This window comes from Flavobacterium sp. LB2P53 (assembly GCF_003970305.1).
Taxonomy (GTDB): domain Bacteria; phylum Bacteroidota; class Bacteroidia; order Flavobacteriales; family Flavobacteriaceae; genus Flavobacterium.
Genome location: NZ_RYDG01000013.1, coordinates 1 through 18,627 on the forward strand (window position 1 = coordinate 1; position 18,627 = coordinate 18,627).

Below are 18,627 nucleotides of genomic sequence, written 5' to 3' on the forward strand. Positions count from 1 at the left end.
TGCGGACTTGTTTCATAGGCTAAAATTAAGATTATTTCTTAACTTAATGTGATGGCTAAGTTAGCATGTCCAATTTGTTTTTTCTTATTAATACGGAAAAGACAAAAAGGTAACCCTTGAAGATATTTTTTTTATCACTTGTCGAAAACGCTTTTTTTGTTTGTGATTTTGCCTTTAGAACCATCAAAAGTAATTGAGCTATGAGTGTAATCCAGATTTGGGTCTTGATTCCGTTTTCGGTCTCTGAATAAAATTAGTGCTGTTGAAAATTTTGTTTTAGCTTCTTGAAAAGTAACTCAATCTGCCAACTAATTTTATAAATCAAAGTCACCTATTCATTGCTTATCTCAAAGTTATTGGTGATAAATTCATACACTCTTTCTTTGTCATCTCGGTACGTAACTTTTCGTAAACAAAGGGTTTTTTCTTGATTTTATTCTTTGTATTTTAAGTGAATATGTTCTTCTTTCAATACTCCAAAACCAGTTGCCTGAAGTACTCTTTACAGGAGATTTATCGTGTCCTAAATGATTTAATTCACCTTGCATTGCAAGCATTCCATCGCAAATTTCTCCCATAGAATCACAACAACTAAAAACTCCAAAAAGTAGCGTTACAAGTTGTGTTCAAGCAGGAAAAGACTTGTAATATCGGTCGGTTTGGTGTTTTTTTTCAATATCTTTAGAACTCCTATTTTATTGTTTTTGGTAACCAAAAGATATAAAAAAAAGGGCTTACTATTAAAAGTAGCCCTTTGTCTTGAAATTATTTTGTTGGTTAGTAGTGAATAATTATATACTAATCTTTTCCGTCTTCATTTTTACTCATAAAACTAAGAGCAATATAACCCAATACAAAGAAAATCGCCAATATAAAAATTGAATTCCTAATCGAATTTGTAATTGAAGCTACAAAACCAAAAATAAATGTACCAAGCACTATGGCAATTTTTTCAGTAACATCAAAAAAACTAAAATAGGTAGCATGATCTTCCGTTTCAGGCAATAACTTAGAATAGGTTGAACGTGATAAGGATTGAATAGCCCCCAAAACCATTCCTATCATTCCTCCAAGCGCATAAATTTGGATATCAATATATGTACTTTTAGCATCTAAGAAGTAGACCGTAAACCAAATAAACGCCCAAATTGCTACAGTAAGTTTTAGTGTTTTTATATTTCCAATTTTCTCTGATATTCTTGAAAATAAATAAGCGCCGAAAATAGCAATTACATTTATTAATAAAATTATAATAATCAATTTACTCGTACTAATTCCTAGTTCTTTTTTAAAGAAAATACCAGCCAATAATATCATTGTTTGTACCCCTATGCTGTAAAGAAAAAAAGCGGTTAAGAATTGTTTTAATTTTGTTAGTTTCTTTATACTTTTTGAAACAACTTTAAGCGCTATTAATCCTTTAAAAATATAATCTTTTTCGGGTTTTTTATGAAATACATTATTAGGCAAATAATAAAAAGTTACTTGGGCAAAACCAATCCACCAAATACCAACAGATAAAAACGAAATCCTCGCCGGTAAAGAAGAATCTGTTATCCCATACCATTGAGGCATCATAACCATCGTCAAATTAAACGCCAATAAAATTACAGAACCAAAATAACCATACATAAATCCTTTTGCACTTACTCGATCATGTTGTTCTGGAAAAGCAATTTCTGGCAAATAAGAATTATAAAAAACAATACTTCCCCAAAAGCCAACACTGGCTAAAATGGTACCTAAAATTCCAATCCACAATGTGTCCTGTCCCTTAAAAAAGAATAAACTCATGACTGATAACGAACCCAAGTAACAAAAAAACTGCATAAATCGTTTTTTGTTACCCGTATAATCAGCAATTCCAGACAATATTGGTGATAAGAGAGCAACTACCAAAAATGAGAATGATAAAGAGTAAGATAGCAAAGTTGAATTAATGAATTCTGTTCCAAAAAAATGAACAATCCCATTGTTTCCGCTTGTTACCGTTTCATAATAAATGGGAAAAACAGCTGTCGAAATTACTAAACTATAAACGGAGTTAGCCCAATCATAAAAAGCCCAAGCGTTAATAAGCTTTTTATCTCCTTTTTGTAATCCTTTCATATTTCATTTATTTATGCTACGAATTTATTTATTTTTTGTTTAACATTAGACAAAACGGGATGAAATCGTACATTAATAATCCGTTATCATAAGCACGCCGTTAGGATAAACAAAAAAAAGCTTTTCTGAAAAAGAAAAGCTTTTGTATAAAATTAGATTTACTAATTAATATGATTTTTATCTGTATATAATTCCAACTTTTACAGCTGTTGCTTTAGCTTCAGGAATTAATGCTTTCAAATTCGCAATTCGGGTAGCATCAGAGGGGTGTGTACTCATGAATTCTGGCGGTGCTTGCCCAGCGGATTGCGCTGACATCCTTTGCCAAAAAACAACTGATTCCTCTGGATTGTATCCTGCAATAGCCATTAAAGTAAGTCCTATTTTATCGGCCTCCGTTTCATGACCTCTACTAAAAGGTAACATTCCGCCATATTGTGTGGTTACTCCGTAAGCCTGTTGCCAAATTTGTTGATTCTCAGCACTTTTTCCTCCCGTTGCAACAGCAACTCCTACAGCACCTAATTGTTGCAATTGAGCAGCACTCATACGTTGAGCTCCATGATTGGCTAATGCATGCGAAACCTCATGTCCCATTACGGTAGCTAAACCCGCATCATCTTTAGTTATAGGCAGTATTCCGGTATACACTACAATTTTTCCTCCTGGCATACACCAGGCATTCACATCTTTATTGTCAATTAATTTATATTCCCAACGGTAATCCTTCAAATATTGTGATTGATCTAAATATATTAAATATTTTTCTGCAGCAGCTTTAATTCGAAGACCAACTGTTTCCACTTTTTTTGCATCAGCAGTTCCAGTAATTACTTTGTTTTCACTTAAAAAAGTACCATATTGCTGAAATGAGGTTGGAAACAACTCACTATTGGGAACAAAATTTAAGTTTTTTTTTCCTGTAAGCGGATTAGTTGCACAAGAAGATAAAATACCTAGAGCTAAAACCCCTACTATTAAATGCTTTTTCATGATTTTATTGTTTTTAGATGTCATACAAAAATACAATTATTAATATTTTAAAATTTATAAAATTAAATTTAAAAGTATCATTTTTTTGTTATTCTCCAATAATATACAAAGCTGTAAATCCCTTATCAACAATCAAATAGCCCTCATTATCCAAAGTAATTTTATCAAATACAACTTCAACGTTATCAATTTCTATTGTTTTGACTTTAAAAGGAAGTCCAATCAAATTTAATTTATACTTAGAATAATTAGTGTCGTATTTTCCTTCTTTATGCAACTGAATGATCAGTTCCTTCTCTTTTCCGGTTGCTTGAAAAGACAAAAAGCTATACCGTCCTTTTTTATAATCATATCCATCTTGCGCATCTTCATACACTACTGATTTTTCTTTTCCTTCGTGATAATAAATATCCAGTGTTAACTCATCAAACTCCAGTTCGCCAACATATTGTTGAACCGGATATTTAGGAATAATTGCTCCTGCTTTTACAAAAATTGGAATTTCATCAAACTTAGTACCTACCCATATTTCTTTTCCGCCATTGACCAATTCGTTGGTCCAATAATTATACCATTGTCCACGAGGAATATACATGCGCCTTCCTACTGAATTAGGTTCTAAAATAGGACAAACAAGAATTTGATTTCCAAAAACAAATTCGTCATTTCTATAATGCGTTTGAATATCTTCCTGATCATAATACACTAATGGCTTCAACATAGGAATTCCTTCCTCAATATATTGCCAAAACATGGTATATAAATAAGGTAATAATTGGTATCTTAAATTCACGAACTTTCTAGTGATATTGATCACTTCTTCATCAAAAGCCCATGGTTCCTGATCGCCGTGATCTCCTGAAGAATGAGTTCTGCAAAAAGGATGAAAAACACCCAATTGAATCCAACGGGCATACAATTCGCCTGATGGTTGTTCTGCAAATCCACCAATATCTGATCCTGTAAAACCCATACCAGATAGAGACATGCGTTGCACCTGGATATTTGCAATCCATAAATGTTCCCAAGTGGCTACATTATCTCCAGTCCAAGAAGACGTGTACCGTTGTGCTCCTGCGTATGCTGATCTTGTTATTACAAAGGGTCTTTTTGGATATGCAAATCGTTTCACACCATGATAGGTTGCTCTGGCCATTTGTGTACCATAAATATTATGTGCTTTTCTATGACTGCAAGGGTTTCCGTCGTAATCATGGCGCACATCCATTGGAAATGTCTTATTAGGAACCTCCATTACTGCGGGTTCATTCATGTCATTCCACACTCCTTTTACTCCAATTTCCGAAATTAATTCTTTGAACAATCCAGCCCACCACTCCCGTACCGCAGGGTTTGTATAATCCGGAAAATTACATTCTCCCGGCCATACTTTTCCTTTCATGTATGGACCGTCAGCTCTTTTGCAGAAATAATCTTTTTCTAAAGCTTCTTGATATACCGAATATTCTTTGTCAATTTTTATTCCCGGATCGATAATTACAACTGTTTTGAAACCATCTTCGGCTAATTCAGCCACCATTCTTTTTGGATCCGGAAAATATTCTTTGTTCCAAGTAAAACATCGAAAACCTTCCATATAATCAATATCCAAATACAGTGCGTCACATGGAATTTTCAACTCTCTAAATTTAGCTGCAACTTCTTTTAAATTGCTTTCCGGATAATAACTCCATTTGCATTGGTGGTATCCAAGTGCCCAAAGTGGCGGCAATTCTGGCTTACCGGTCAAATCAGTATACGTTGTAACCACATCTTGCATTTGGGGTCCGTAAATGAAATAATAATTCATTTCTCCACCTTCAGCCCAATAACTGGTTACATTTCTTCTTTCGTGACAAAAATCAAAATAGGTTCTAAAGGTATTATCAAAGAAAATACCATAGGATTTCTTGTTTCGTAATCCAATATAAAATGGAACAACTTTGTATAAGGGCTCTTGGTCTTTTTGAAAAGCATATTGATCTGTTGCAAAATTTTCCAGTCTTTTTCCCTTCAAATTCATTTGGGTTGCTTTGTCACCAAGTCCGTAAAAACATTCCCCATCTTTTGAAGCCTTACTCATTTTGACAATGTTACCGCCATATTCATAGCTTTCTTCCCAATGAAATCCAAGCTCATCTTCTAAAATAATATTTTCTTCTAGATCATAAATAGATACTCTCATGTCTATTTTTTGAATCCTGCATTGTACTTTACTGGTTTTTATCTGATAATACTCTTCTGCTTCAGAAACTTCCAGAAAATTATAACCATGAGAATGACTTTTATCAATTGCATAAGAAAAATCATTGCTAAAATACCCTTTTGTTGTAAATCTAAATCGGATTAAACTATCTCTTAATATGGTTACTTTCAAGATGACACTATTATCGGTATGAAAATAGATTGAATCAACTTCCTGTTCAAAAGAAATTATTTTTGTGGGATATAAATCTCCCTTATATTCTAATTCTGTATTTGTAATCATGTTTTATGGTATTAATTTTAATCTTTTTCTAGCATTCAAACTTACGAAATTACTTTGTAAACAGTTATATGTGTGGGGTTTATTAACGAAAACGTTATAGTTTTTAGACAGTTAAATTTAGAGATAAATAGGTGTGTTTTTTAAAACAAAGAAGGTAAGAGATTAGGAGTTAAAATCAAAAAAAACGATAAATCAACACTAAATTTAAATTAGTTGTTACACCTACATAATTAAGCTTTAAATACTCTTAATCTCTAATTCTCATTGTAATCTAAAGTTCTCTTAACCTCTAAATCGTTTTGTTAAAAATTATCCGATTTTAAAAACAATAACACTTAACGGCGGCAATAGCAATTCAGCAGAATAATCTCTTCCATCATAAGGCAATGCCTCAATTGCTATTTTTGTAGTATTAGAAATGCCGCTTCCTCCATAATTTGAAGCATCACTGTTAAAAATTTCTGTCAATTTTCCTTTTTTAGGTAAACCAATTCGATAATCAGGGCGCACCACTTGCGTGAAATTACACACTACAATTATATCGTTTTTTAGATCATTTCCTTTTCGAATGAAAGACATCACCGCATTTTGATGATCCGAATAATTAATCCATTCAAAACCTTCCGGACTGAATTGTTTTTCATATAATCCAGGTTGTGTTTTATACAATTTATTCAAATCTGTAATTAATTTTTTTACGCCTTCATGATAGGGATATTGCAATAAATGCCAATCTAAACTTCCTTCAAAATTCCATTCGTTGCTTTGTCCAAATTCACTTCCCATGAACAATAATTTAGTTCCGGGATGCATAAACATGTAACCATAAAGTAATCTTAAATTCGCAAATTTCTGCCATTCATCTCCCGGCATTCTTCCTGCTATAGATTTTTTTCCGTACACCACTTCGTCATGCGAAAGCGGCAACATAAAATTTTCCGAAAAAGTATAGGTCATTGAGAAAGTCAAATCATTTTGATGGTACTTTCTGTACACCGTGTCTTTTTGAAAATATTCCAAAGTATCGTGCATCCAGCCCATCATCCATTTCATTCCAAAACCCAAACCTCCGATAGATGTTGGTCTCGAAACCATTGGGAACGAGGTACTTTCCTCAGCTATGGTTTGAACGCCTTCATAATTTAGATACACGGCTTCATTAAATTCTTTCAGGAAACTAATAGTATCTAGATTTTCTCTTCCACCGTAAATATTAGGTTCCCATTCGCCTTCTTTTCTGGAATAATCCAGATACAACATCGAGGCGACGGCATCTACCCGCAAAGCATCCGCATGGTAATGTTGCAACCAAAATAACGCATTACTAATCAAAAAAGAGCGAACCTCATTTCGTCCATAATTGAAAACTAAACTTTTCCAATCTGGATGATAGCCTTTTTTACGATCTGGATGTTCAAAAAGATTGGAACCGTCAAAAAATCCTAAACCATGTGCATCATCTGGAAAATGAGAGGGTACCCAATCCAGGATTACTCCAATTCCTGCTTCGTGCAATTTATCTACTAAATGCATGAATTCCTGTGGATTCCCAAAACGGGAAGTTGGTGCAAAATACCCCACTAATTGATAGCCCCAAGACGGATCGTATGGATATTCCATGATGGGCATGAACTCCACGTGCGTAAATCCAGTTTCTTTTATATAATGTACTAAATCTTCGGCAAATTCTAGATACGTCAGAAAGCGATTATCTTCTGCATGCCGTTTCCAGGATCCTAAATGGACTTCATATACTGAATAAGGCTTGTCTAAACCATTGTGGTTCTGACGCGTTTTCATCCAGTTTTTGTCTTTCCATTGATACTCTAAATCCCAAACTACTGAGGCAGTGTGTGGTGGTTTTTCACAATAAAAAGCAAACGGATCCGCTTTCTCTGTTATGATTCCACCATTATTAGATTGTATTTTATATTTATAGGTTGTCCCTTTTTTGATGTTTGGAATAAATCCTTCCCAAATGCCAGAGGAGTCCCAGCGAACTTCCAACAGATGTTTACCTTGTGTCCAGAAATTGAAATCCCCAACTACAGAAACAGACTGAGCTGTTGGCGCCCAAACCGCAAAATAAACACCGTCTGTTCCATCAACTGAAAGAAGATGTGCACCTAGTTTTTCATACAGACGAAAATGTTTCCCTGATTTGAATAATTCAATATCGAAATCGGTAAAAAGGGAATGCGAGATAACTTTGCTCATATAACAATTGTATGCTTCTGCTTTGTGTAAAAATCAGAATATTAGTGTAAGAAAAACAGTTTTTAGGGTTACTTAATAATGTAATTGTCTGGTATAACTGCTCCTTTTTTGATAACAACAATTCCATCTTTTATGGCATACAACTCATTAGAAAAATCTTCTAGATGGTTTCCACCATTGATATATACATCATTACCAATTCTGCAGTTTTTATCCACGAGAGCATTACTTATAAAACATCTTTCCCCAATTCCAACCAATTGTCTGTCGCTTTTAAGATCTTCATTCATATCATCAATATTCTGATAGAAATCATTACCCATTACGTAGCTGTTTTGAATGATAGTTCCCTCCCCTATTCTGGATCGAATACCAATTACAGAACGATTAATTTCTTTGGCATTCAAAATGCAACCTTCTGAAATCAATGATTTATCAACCATTGTTTTTTGGAATTTTGATGGCGGCAATAATCTTGGTCTGGTATAAATTTTATTAATATCATCAAATAAATTAAATTTTGGCAAGTCATCCGTAAGTCCAATATTCGCTTCAAAAAAGGAATCTATATTACCAATATCCGTCCAATATCCTTCATATTGATAACTTAAAATCTTTCTGTGGCCTACCGCTTGCGGAATAATTTCTTTGCCAAAATCTTTGGTTTCTTTATTGGACATGATATCGACCAACAGTTTTTTGTTAAAAATGTAGATTCCCATCGAAGCCAAGTAATTTTTTCCTTCACTTTTCATTTGTTCACTCACATCCGATTCCCAATCCGGTAATAATTCCTTCGCTGGTTTTTCGATAAAGGATTCAATACAGCTTTCGGAGTTTGTTTTTAATATCCCAAATTCAGGCGCATCTTTAGCATTTACTGGCAAAGTAGCAATAGAGATATCAGCTTCGTTCTTAATGTGTTCTTCTAACATATCGTTGAAATCCATTTGATACAACTGATCTCCGGAAAGTATCAACGCATAATCGAAATCATGGTTTAAGAAATGAGGCATACATTGTCTTACGGCATCGGCAGTCCCTTGAAACCAGGTTGGATTATCAGGAGTTTGTTCAGCAGCAAGAATATCAACAAAGGCATGGCTAAAAATACTAAAGTTATAGGTGTTTTTTATGTGTGCATTCAGGGAAGCCGAATTAAATTGTGTCAATACAAACATTCTGTAAATATCTGAATTCATACAATTTGAAATAGGAATATCAACCAATCGGTATTTTCCTCCTATTGGCACAGCTGGTTTTGATCGTGATTCTGTCAAGGGATACAATCTTGAACCTTGTCCTCCACCTAAAATAATTGCAATAACATTTTTCTTTTTGGGTTTCATTTCTTGTTGCTTATTAGTTTGTACATTTCTATATATTCCTGACAAACACGCTCCCATGAATGGTCTGTGTTCATTCCTATTTTTCTAATTTTGTTCAGATGTTCTTTATCATCATATAAATTGACGGCTCTTTGAATAGAATAACAAACATCACCAACTGTAGCCTGATCGTGGCAAATTCCGTTTCCGTCATCGCCAAAATCAACAACTGTGTCTCTTAACCCACCAGTTCGTCTCACAATGGGAATTGTTCCGTAGCGCAACGAATACATTTGGTTTAAACCGCAAGGCTCTACTCTGGAAGGCATTAATAAAAAATCAGAACCGGCGTAAATCAAGTGTGCTAATTCTTCATTATAACCAATAAACGTATTGTAATTTCCTTTGTAATCTTGTAGCAAAGTATTCAATTGTTTTTCAATAATTGTACTTCCGGATCCTAAAATCAAAATATTAATTTGTTGATAATTCTCAGATAAAGCAAGAGCTGCGGCTGGTGGTAATAAATCCCCTCCTTTTTCTTCTAATAATCTTCCAATAAAACTAAAAAGTGGTTTTGTTGGATCTAAATTAAAGAGTTTGCATAATTTTTTTTTATTTTCCTGTTTTCCTTTTTCAAAATTTTTAATCGAATAGTTTTTTTCTATCATCGCGTCTTTTTCCGGATCCCAAACTTCAATATCAATTCCGTTCAAAATCCCTTTAGACTTATACCGAACCAAATTAAATAGTGATTCCAGACCATTTGCTGAATAGTTGATTTCATTTAGATAATTTGGAGAAACTGTGGTAACAGCCCAAGCACATTTTATGGCTACTGCCAATGAATTAATGCAATTATCCCATTCTAAAACATTTACGTGAGCCAAATCAAATTCGGGTAAATAATATAATTTATTAAACCCAAACTGCCCTTGGTATAAACCATTATGAATGGTAATCATGGAAGGAATATTTCGTAATTTTTCGTATTTGTGACAATACAACATCATAAATGGAATCATACCTGTATGATGATCGTGACAATTAATGACATCAGCAACTTCGCTTCTGCCTGTAATCCAATCCAAAGTGGCGATCTGGAAAGACAAAAAACGTTCAATATCATCTTCGTAACCATACACGTCTTTCCTGTCGAATAAATCCGGAATGTCAACCAAATACAATTCAAATCCTAGTTGGTCTGTTTTTTCTTTTAGAATACTATACGGAAAATTAAAATTTCCAAGTTTTACAGAACTCCAATGAACACATTCAAACTCATTTTCTTTTTTAAACTTTGTATCATAACAAGGTATTACAACCCTTACACGATGCTCTGCATTGTTTTGATATTTTGGTAATGCGCCAACTACATCAGCTAAACCTCCTACTTTTGCAACAGGATAACACTCTGCACTGATATGAAATATTTCCATGTATGAACTTTTGATATTTTTAATTAATTTTAACCCCTATTTTAGTCTTTTATATAAATACGCCTGAAAACTTTCTAAAAAATACTACTTTTATGTTTTTCTAAATTTACTAAAAAAATTATAATATAATAACCTGCTTGAAAATTTATTAAAATGACAAAAAAGTCTTCTAATCATACCCAATCATTGAAAATTCCTAAAATTATTTTATTAACCAGTAAATTAATCTCTTTTATTTCACCAAAACTAATTACATTATTTGCAGCTAAACTGTTTACTACACCCATAAAACATAAGATTCCAAAAAGAGAGTTAGAAATGGATCGAAATAGTATACAAAAATTAATTTCAATTCCGGCAATTGGCAAAGAAGTTGTTGTATATGAATATGGAAAAAGTGACAAGAAAATTTTATTAGTTCATGGTTGGTCAGGACGTGGAACTCAATTATTCAAAATAGCGGATGAATTGCTTAAAGCCGGATATTCTACGATCAGTTTTGATGCTCCTGCACATGGAAAATCACCTGGAAAAACGACTATTATGGTCGACTTTATTGATACAATTTTAGAAATAGAGAAGCAATTTGGGCCCTTTGAAGCAGCTATTGGTCATTCATTAGGAGGAATGTCCGTTTTGAACGCCATAAAAAAAGGTTTAAAAGTAAATCATGCCGTAGTGATTGGCAGTGGTGATGTTGTAGAAGATATTATAGATGATTTTGTGGCAAAATTACAATTGAAACCAAGTGTAAGTACTCTTTTGCGTTTGCATTTCGAAAAAAAATACGGAGAAAAAATGAATAGTTATTCTGCTTTTTTGGCTGCAAAAGAAACAGCGATTCCTATTTTAGTAATACATGATAACCTTGATCATGAAGTTCCCGTAAAGGCTGGAATTCACATTCATAAATATTTAAAAAATGGAGAGTTACTATTAACAGACGGATTAGGACATAGAAAGATTCTAGGCAACCTTAAAGTAATTGAAAAAACAGTTCAATTCATCCAAAATAAATAATTGAAATACAACACTATACAATTAATAAAAAAATAATCATGAAATATCCTTTAGAAAAAACAGAACAAGAATGGAAAGAAAAATTAGGAGCAGAACGGTATAGAATTCTTCGACAAAAAGGAACTGAATACCCACATACTGGAACTTATAACTTACATTACGAAAAAGGAACCTATTGCTGTGGTGCCTGCGGTGAATCTTTGTTCGAAAGCAACTCTAAATTTGATGCCCATTGCGGTTGGCCTTCATTTGACGAATCCATTCCTGGAAAAGTAGAATATATTTCTGATGTAACTCTTGGTATGAAACGCACTGAAATCCTTTGTGCTAATTGTGGCAGCCATTTAGGACACGTTTTTGATGACGGACCTACAAAAACCGGACAACGCTATTGCGTGAATTCTTTATCAGTGGACTTCAAAGAATAGTGATACGGATTTATTTGAAAATGCAACGGAATGGGATAAAAATTTAGAATCATTATAACAAATAAGTAATAACCATGGTATAATGTCGTATTTTAAAATCAGGATAAAATTATGTAACAATCTGATTTAAAGCTGTTTTACTTAAAGTTAATTCTTTTGACTTTACGACTTTTAAACTTTCGACTTACTTATATAGGCAAAAAACATCCGTTGGAGTTAGAGTAGTGCCCAGAATTTGATTAATCCCAGAATCCGAAGACGGAATCAAAGCTGAGAAACAACTCTTGCAAGTTTTACCAAAAGAAATTTGGAGCGAAATTAGGATGGCTATTTCCTTTTGAGGAAGAGAAATTTCTAAGCCTCAGCCCAAATGTCCGGAATAACCGATTAATTCCATTTGTCAGTATTATAAAAAAAATAAAAGGGTAAAAAGTAATTCACCCTTTTACCCTTTTAAATACCTATAAAATATTATAAAAAAGAAGGTTTAAGTCCCGGTTTTATTCTCTTTTTAGATACTTGTTCATACGCATAGCCCAATCCTATTAATTTCCCTTCTGTATACGGCATACCAAAAAATGATAAACCAACCGGCAAATCATAAGCCAGTCCGCAAGGAACTGTAATATGTGGATAGCCACTTGCTGCAGCAGGAGAAGTTAAAGAATATCCTCCCCAACGATCTCCGTAGATCATATCAATACTGCAAGCAGGTCCCATGGTGATTCCACAAATAGCGTCTAATTTATTTTCTTTAAAAACTGTATTTAGCACACTTTTACTTCCTTCGAAACTTACGGTTAATGCTTCCAGATATTTTTTGTCCTCTAATCCTTTTTTAGCATTAGAACTTTCTAATGTTTCTTGCTTAAAATACGGCATTGCTTTATCTTCATTAGCAGTATTAAAATCGATAACATCTTTCAAACTTTTTACTTTTGCATTGGCTGTAGCCAAATAGGTATTCAATCCATCTTTAAATTCATATTGTAAAACTTCGAATTCGGCCTGACCCAAAGCATTAATTTTCTCCAAATAGTCAATTTCGATAATAATAGCCCCTTGTTTTTTTAGCAGGTTGACAGCAGCATCTAAAAGTGCATTAATGTATTTATTATTTTCTTGTGGCTTTTTTTCAATACCAATACGCTTGCCTTTCAAAGCATTTTTATCTAAAAAAGTTGTATAATCCTTCTGTGCTTTCCCTTTACTTTCAAGGGTTACAGTATCATCTTGGTCTACAGCAGCAATTACGCCTAATAAAATAGCAGCATCCGTTACGGTTCTGGCCATTGGACCAGCCGTATCTTGTGTTTTTGAAATTGGAATAATCCCAGATCGACTAACCAGACCTACAGTAGGTTTAATCCCTACAACTCCGTTTACCGAAGCTGGACAAACAATAGAACCATCCGTTTCTGTCCCAACAGCAACAACACAAAGATTGGCTGAGACTGCTGCTCCTGAACCAGCACTGGAACCGCACGGATTATGATCTAAAATATAGGGGTTTTTAGTCTGACCGCCTCTACTGCTCCAACCGGAACAGGATTGGGTCGAACGAAAATTAGCCCATTCACTCAAATTTGTTTTTCCAATGATTACTGCACCGGCTTCTCTGAGTTTTTTAACGACAAAAGCATCTTTTGAAGCACTATTTCCTGCCATTGCCAGAGATCCAGCCGTGGTTAGCATTTTATCCGCTGTGTCTATGTTGTCTTTTATTAAAACGGGGATTCCATGCAAAGGGCCTCTGCTTTTACCAGCTTTTAACTCTTTATCCAGTGCAACAGCGATAGCCAGTGCATCTGGATTGACTTCGATGACGGAATGCAATTGAGGCCCATTGGTATCAATAGCTTCAATCCGTTTTAAGTATAATTGTACTAATTGTTCCGAAGTATATTTGCCAGAAGTTAATTTCTCCCTTACACTGCTGATGGTTTCTTCGTCTAGTTCAAAAACGGCATTGAAATCTTCAACAGATACTGAATCTTCATTTTTTTTGGTACCGGAGGTACAGCCTGTAATCAAAAGTGTAGTTAAACCTGCGGAAGCAAGTGTTGCTGTAGTTAAAAAAGATCTTCTTTTCATAGATTGCCAAATAAATATTTATATACTATTAATTTCGTTAACATTGAATACTATCTCGAAATAGATGCATTCAATTAAAATCCTAAATTAGTTTTTTTTTGATAAAATCAGTTCATTATTAAATGAAACAAAAGTTAAAGTTTGAAATGGAACAAAATTGGAATAAAAAACCAGAATACTAAAACCAATTGAGCCAGGCTAAATTGTAGCAATACATTTAATAATTGATTAACTTTGCCAAATAGAATTATTTAAAATCAAATTGATATGACAAAGTCTTCACAAGAACAAATGCTGCAAAAAGGAGTTTATACAGGAATTATGGAAAAAGATGAAAACAACAATTTTTTTTGTGGTGCCTATCTTCTGGACTATAAAATGGCTCAAAAACACAGTATTGGAGATTGGATTACGATAAAATCAATCATCGAAAATCCGAGTGATATCAGTTATAATAAATATCCAAAAAAATCCAAAAATTTCGATAAAGCAAACAATAAGCCCCAACAATAAAACTTTTTCAGTTTTTTATTCCTTAAATCTATTGTTTCAGAATACTTTTTTCGGAAAATTTATTGGTCTGAAACCAAAAAAATAAAAAAAAGTGTACCTTTGCAAAAAATTTGTCGCTTTTTGAAATCAAATCACATTGGTTTTATAGTAAAAGACAAGTAGTTACCTTATTTATGAAAAAAATAGTTGAATACCGCAAACTGCTAAATGTAGACAAAACTGCAGAGCTGAAAGATTTGAAAACGATATATCGTAATGCGATGAAAGAAGCGCATCCTGATAAATTTCAAGGAGATGAAACTGGTTTAAAAGCAGCTGAAGAAAACAGTAAAAAAATTATTGAAGCTTATCATTTCTTAGTGAGTATCAATCCTGAAACTCTAAAACAAAACTTACCGGAATACACTGAAACTATTGCAACTGCAAAAATTTCAGACTATAAGTTCGTAGAAGGACGATTGATCATCAATTTTTCAAATGGAAGTGTTTACGAATACATTAGTGTGCCTAAAGCTACTTACGTAAAAATGGTAAATGCTGAATCTCCTGGAAGATTTGCAAAAAGACACATCCTGAATTCCTTTACTTGGAGAAAAACAATCAATCAAGATTAATTTTTTTTAAGTCCAAAATAAAAAAGCATCCTTCAAAAAAAGGATGTTTTTTTATTTTGGACTTGTCCCGTTCTGAAATAGCAATATACAAACGCCTGCTTGCAAAACCTAAATAACTCGTCTAGAAAGTGTTTTAAATCCCATTTATTCGCTATTTTTTTTATAAATCTTAATTGAAAAAAAATTGATTGTCCCAAAACACATCATGATTAAAAGGTTTTATATTCAAAAGAAGGAAGTAAAATAACTACTTGTAAAATAAATGCTAAATCCTAATTAAGAATGAAAAATAATAACAAAAATTTAGGTTGTAAAATTATATATCAATTAAAAATTTAAATACTTTTGCACTCTTAACTTAACTAATTAATAATGAAAAAAATAATTTTATTACTTTCGGCTACTGTTGTTTTACTATCTTGTAGCAAAGTTGGCAAAGATGAATACATCATTTCAGGGACTGCAACAGGAATTGAAAATGGTAAAACAATTATCTTAGAAACACAAGATGCAAATGGCATGGGACTGATTGCTAAGGATACCGTAAAAGTTGAAAACGGTAAATTTGAGATGAAAGGATCTATTACAGAGCCATCGTTTTATACAATCCAATTAGAAGGGGCTCAGGCTAAAATACCTTTCATATTAGAAAATGGAGAAGTAACGATTGCCATAAATAAAGACAGTATTCAAAAATCTAAAGTTTCAGGAACGTATAACAATGATGAATACGCAACCTTCAACGAGGAAATCACTAAAGTTCAAAAGAAACTAATGGATTTCCAAAACAAAAACATGCAAGCAATGGAAGCTGCTCAACAAAGCAAGGACACCATTGTGATCAATAATTTGATGCAGGAATTTTCTAAACTTCAAGAAGAAGTTGGTATTGCTTCAAAAGCAAAGTATTTAGCGTATGCTGAAACACATCCTAAATCTTTTATTTCAGCGCTAATCATCCAAGGAATGTTAAACGATCCTAGTGCTGATGTTGCAAAATCTGAAAAGTTATACAACAGTTTAGAAGAAGCATTGAAAAAAACAAAGCCAGGAATTGCTATCAAAACCAGACTAGCTGAAATGAAAGCACCGGCTGCTGTAGGCGCTACCGCTCCAGCTACTGCTCCAGCTACTGCTCCAACTACTGATGGTAAATGAAGAGCAGATTTTTCAGGTCCTAATCCTCAAGGGAAAATAATTTCTCTGAAAGAAAGTTTAGGAAAAGTAACAATAGTTGATTTTTGGGCATCATGGTGTGGGCCGTGTCGTCAAGAAAATCCAAATGTTGTGGCCATCTATAAAGAGTTACACAGTAAGGGTCTTAATATTATTGGTGTTTCTTTAGATAAAGATGCCAAAGCCTGGAAAGAAGCCATTGCTAAAGACAAGTTGACCTGGAATCAGGTTTCAAATTTGAAATTTTGGGACGAACCAATTGCTGCTTTGTATAAAGTAGAATCTATACCTGCCACTTTTATCCTGGATGCATCCGGAAATGTTGTGGCTAAAGATTTAAGGGGAGATGCCCTTAGAGCCAAAATAATTGAGCTTTTAGAACAATAAACACCTTATATCGTACAAATAAAAAAAATCTCCCTAGTGGAGATTTTTTTTATTTTATTCAATACCAATGCTTTAAAAATAATAGTAAAATTAAGTACTAATATAGTTTGGAAACTTGAAAACAGTTTTTATATTTGCATCCGGTTAGCACAATAAGCACTGCTTATTGAGTCTTGGGGAGATACTCAAGCGGCCAACGAGGGCAGACTGTAAATCTGCTGTGTAAACTTCGCAGGTTCGAATCCTGCTCTCCCCACAAAACTCTTCAAGCGATTGAAGAGTTTTTTTTTGCATACTACTGTTGTGAATTAATCCAAAAAAATCTTAGCAAATTGATATTTTGAACGGAATTTTTTAATACTTGCAGCTTCTTCTATTCTAAAATAAAACTTACCGTTACATTAGCCGTAATGTTGATTTCGCCTACCGCCATCGTTTCTCTTGAAACTCTAGTATCGCTCATTTCCATTTTCATGGCAGCATACATTGGTTGTGGGCTATAATTTTGTGAATTATCTGATATGATCATGGCACGTCCTACTTTTTGTCCTAATACTGAAACATAATCTTCTGCTTTTAATTTAGCCTCTTTCATCGCTAATTTTCTAGCCTCAGATTGATATTGGGCCAACTTAGAAGATTCAAACACAACAGTATCAATTCTATTAATCCCTTCGTCAACTAAACCTTCCATCAATTCATCATATTTTGATAAATCCTTCAATACAATTTCGATTGTTTGTGTTGCATTATAGCTGTGTTTCTTTTTTTCGTAATCGTATTGTGGGTTCAACGAAACACGTTGCGTTTTATAATCTGCAGGAGCCAAGTTCATTTTTTTGATGAACTTAAGCACAGCTTCAATCTTTTGATCATTTTGCTTTTTGACGTCTTTGGCATTATTCCCTTTTGTTTCAACAGTCACCGTTATACTTGCTTGATCCGGAACAACCTTTACTTTTCCTTCGCCACTTACGCTTATTTGAGGAACTTGTTTGATTTCTTGCCCGTAGGACACTGAAATAAATAAAATAGACAAGATTAATAGTGCTTTTTTCATTTTTTTATCATTTAATTGTTTGTGTTAACTTCTTTTCAAAAGTTGTGCCATTATAATTTTCCCATTTTTGCCATTACGAACAGGATAATTATAGGAATGGCTAATAAAACTGCCATTAAAGTATGATCCACTAATAACTGTGGCTCGTTGACAAGTGTAATCAAATAACCGCCAACAGCGCCTCCAAAATGGGCGGTATGACCTATATTATCGTTCTTAGCTTTCATTCCGTAGATTGAATACAATAAATAAAGGATTCCAAAGATATAAGCAGGCATTGGGATAATAAAGAAGATTCCCAACATCATGTCTGGCTGTAACAATATGGCCGAATATAAAACCCCAGTTACGGCTCCAGAAGCACCTACAGCTCTATACCCGTAATCATTTTTATGAAACAATACAGTCAATAAACTTCCAAAAATTAAACTTCCAAAATACACCAGTATAAATGAAAAACTCCCTAAATAACTGATGACTACCGGTGCAAAAAACCACAGTGTCAGCATATTAAAAATCAAATGAGTCATATCTGCGTGAAGAAAACCAGACGATAACAACCGTATTTGTTCGCCTGCACGAATACTTCCAATATGGAATTCATATTTTCTAAAAAAAGAAAGGTCATTAAAACCTTTGTAACTAATCAAAACATTTACAACAATTATTGCTATTAAAATGGTATTCATAAAGTATGTTTATTGTGAATTGTAAAGATAGTCTTTCTCAAATACCATCTTGTATGCGGTCCAAATTTATAT

Annotated in this window: 14 protein-coding genes, 1 tRNA gene and 2 pseudogenes; 7 read left to right on the forward strand and 10 right to left on the reverse strand. The window is 33.5% G+C overall.

What is annotated here, in order from left to right; all coding sequences use genetic code 11:
• Positions 1-386: 386 nt before the first annotated feature.
• The 7 genes and pseudogenes from EKL95_RS15470 to EKL95_RS13375 form a co-directional block, all read right to left on the reverse strand.
• Positions 387-614, reverse strand: a pseudogene (locus EKL95_RS15470) (hypothetical protein); the annotation flags it as partial.
• A 184-nt stretch (positions 615-798) separates the two neighbouring features.
• Positions 799-2,109, reverse strand: a complete 1,311-nt coding sequence (locus EKL95_RS13350) for an MFS transporter (RefSeq protein ID WP_126459770.1) — start codon at positions 2,107-2,109, stop codon at positions 799-801.
• Positions 2,110-2,286: 177 nt separating this feature from the next.
• Positions 2,287-3,102 (reverse strand): M48 family metallopeptidase, encoded by an 816-nt coding sequence (locus tag EKL95_RS13355; RefSeq protein ID WP_126553209.1) that lies wholly within the window; start codon positions 3,100-3,102, stop codon positions 2,287-2,289.
• 88 nt (positions 3,103-3,190) lie between these two features.
• Positions 3,191-5,590 (reverse strand): glycoside hydrolase family 31 protein, encoded by a 2,400-nt coding sequence (locus EKL95_RS13360; protein ID WP_126459774.1) that lies wholly within the window; start codon positions 5,588-5,590, stop codon positions 3,191-3,193.
• 309 nt (positions 5,591-5,899) lie between these two features.
• Entirely contained in the window at positions 5,900-7,807 is a 1,908-nt protein-coding gene (gene glgB, locus EKL95_RS13365; RefSeq protein WP_126564408.1) for a 1,4-alpha-glucan branching protein GlgB, read from the reverse strand.
• 68 nt (positions 7,808-7,875) lie between these two features.
• On the reverse strand, positions 7,876-9,156 hold the full coding sequence (locus EKL95_RS13370; RefSeq protein ID WP_126556343.1) for a glucose-1-phosphate adenylyltransferase: 1,281 nt from the start codon (positions 9,154-9,156) through the stop codon (positions 7,876-7,878).
• Complete coding sequence (locus EKL95_RS13375) at positions 9,153-10,574, reverse strand: glycogen synthase (protein WP_126564409.1); 1,422 nt, start codon at positions 10,572-10,574, stop codon at positions 9,153-9,155. Before EKL95_RS13375 ends, EKL95_RS13370 begins: the two co-directional genes overlap by 4 nt.
• Positions 10,575-10,727: 153 nt before the next feature.
• Between EKL95_RS13375 and EKL95_RS13380 the strand changes: the two genes are divergently transcribed.
• Together EKL95_RS13380 and msrB are read left to right on the forward strand one after the other, a co-directional pair.
• A complete protein-coding gene (locus tag EKL95_RS13380) occupies positions 10,728-11,594 on the forward strand; it encodes an alpha/beta hydrolase (RefSeq protein WP_126564410.1) in 867 nt (288 codons plus the stop codon).
• 38 nt (positions 11,595-11,632) lie between these two features.
• On the forward strand, positions 11,633-12,022 hold the full coding sequence (gene msrB / locus EKL95_RS13385) for a peptide-methionine (R)-S-oxide reductase MsrB (protein ID WP_126514806.1): 390 nt from the start codon (positions 11,633-11,635) through the stop codon (positions 12,020-12,022).
• 471 nt (positions 12,023-12,493) lie between these two features.
• On the opposite strand, the gene EKL95_RS13395 is transcribed toward msrB, so the two are convergent.
• Positions 12,494-14,116, reverse strand: coding sequence for an amidase (locus tag EKL95_RS13395; protein ID WP_126564411.1), 1,623 nt, complete (start codon positions 14,114-14,116; stop codon positions 12,494-12,496).
• A gap of 267 nt (positions 14,117-14,383) precedes the next feature.
• On the opposite strand from EKL95_RS13395, the gene EKL95_RS13400 reads away from it, so the two are divergent.
• From EKL95_RS13400 to EKL95_RS13420, 5 genes and pseudogenes are all read left to right on the forward strand, one after another.
• Complete coding sequence (locus EKL95_RS13400; protein WP_126561604.1) at positions 14,384-14,629, forward strand: hypothetical protein; 246 nt, start codon at positions 14,384-14,386, stop codon at positions 14,627-14,629.
• A 173-nt stretch (positions 14,630-14,802) separates the two neighbouring features.
• A complete protein-coding gene (locus tag EKL95_RS13405; RefSeq protein ID WP_126561605.1) occupies positions 14,803-15,243 on the forward strand; it encodes a KTSC domain-containing protein in 441 nt (146 codons plus the stop codon).
• Positions 15,244-15,615: 372 nt separating this feature from the next.
• A complete protein-coding gene (locus EKL95_RS13410; RefSeq protein ID WP_126564412.1) occupies positions 15,616-16,401 on the forward strand; it encodes a DUF4369 domain-containing protein in 786 nt (261 codons plus the stop codon).
• Positions 16,402-16,419: 18 nt separating this feature from the next.
• Positions 16,420-16,806, forward strand: a pseudogene (locus EKL95_RS13415) (TlpA family protein disulfide reductase); the annotation flags it as partial.
• Between the two features lie 175 nt (positions 16,807-16,981).
• Positions 16,982-17,062, forward strand: a tRNA-Tyr gene (locus EKL95_RS13420).
• Between the two features lie 117 nt (positions 17,063-17,179).
• Here EKL95_RS13420 and EKL95_RS13425 read toward each other — a convergent pair.
• Positions 17,180-17,866 carry an SIMPL domain-containing protein gene (locus EKL95_RS13425; RefSeq protein WP_126459784.1) on the reverse strand — a complete coding sequence of 229 codons (687 nt, stop codon included), beginning with the start codon at positions 17,864-17,866 and terminating at the stop codon, positions 17,180-17,182.
• Positions 17,867-17,916: 50 nt separating this feature from the next.
• Positions 17,917-18,555: a rhomboid family intramembrane serine protease gene (locus tag EKL95_RS13430; protein WP_126564413.1), complete on the reverse strand. Its 639-nt coding sequence runs from the start codon at positions 18,553-18,555 to the stop codon at positions 17,917-17,919.
• Positions 18,556-18,627: the final 72 nt, after the last annotated feature.

Coding starts and splice junctions, on each gene's coding strand:
- EKL95_RS13370 (WP_126556343.1), bottom strand. CDS start 9,156: ATGAAACCCAAAAAGAAAAATGTTATTGCAATTATTTTAGGTGGAGGA.
- EKL95_RS13395 (WP_126564411.1), bottom strand. CDS start 14,116: ATGAAAAGAAGATCTTTTTTAACTACAGCAACACTTGCTTCCGCAGGT.
- EKL95_RS13400 (WP_126561604.1), top strand. CDS start 14,384: ATGACAAAGTCTTCACAAGAACAAATGCTGCAAAAAGGAGTTTATACA.
- EKL95_RS13375 (WP_126564409.1), bottom strand. CDS start 10,574: ATGGAAATATTTCATATCAGTGCAGAGTGTTATCCTGTTGCAAAAGTA.
- EKL95_RS13410 (WP_126564412.1), top strand. CDS start 15,616: ATGAAAAAAATAATTTTATTACTTTCGGCTACTGTTGTTTTACTATCT.
- EKL95_RS13355 (WP_126553209.1), bottom strand. CDS start 3,102: ATGAAAAAGCATTTAATAGTAGGGGTTTTAGCTCTAGGTATTTTATCT.
- EKL95_RS13360 (WP_126459774.1), bottom strand. CDS start 5,590: ATGATTACAAATACAGAATTAGAATATAAGGGAGATTTATATCCCACA.
- EKL95_RS13350 (WP_126459770.1), bottom strand. CDS start 2,109: ATGAAAGGATTACAAAAAGGAGATAAAAAGCTTATTAACGCTTGGGCT.
- glgB (WP_126564408.1), bottom strand. CDS start 7,807: ATGAGCAAAGTTATCTCGCATTCCCTTTTTACCGATTTCGATATTGAA.
- EKL95_RS13430 (WP_126564413.1), bottom strand. CDS start 18,555: ATGAATACCATTTTAATAGCAATAATTGTTGTAAATGTTTTGATTAGT.
- EKL95_RS13425 (WP_126459784.1), bottom strand. CDS start 17,866: ATGAAAAAAGCACTATTAATCTTGTCTATTTTATTTATTTCAGTGTCC.
- EKL95_RS13380 (WP_126564410.1), top strand. CDS start 10,728: ATGACAAAAAAGTCTTCTAATCATACCCAATCATTGAAAATTCCTAAA.
- msrB (WP_126514806.1), top strand. CDS start 11,633: ATGAAATATCCTTTAGAAAAAACAGAACAAGAATGGAAAGAAAAATTA.
- EKL95_RS13405 (WP_126561605.1), top strand. CDS start 14,803: ATGAAAAAAATAGTTGAATACCGCAAACTGCTAAATGTAGACAAAACT.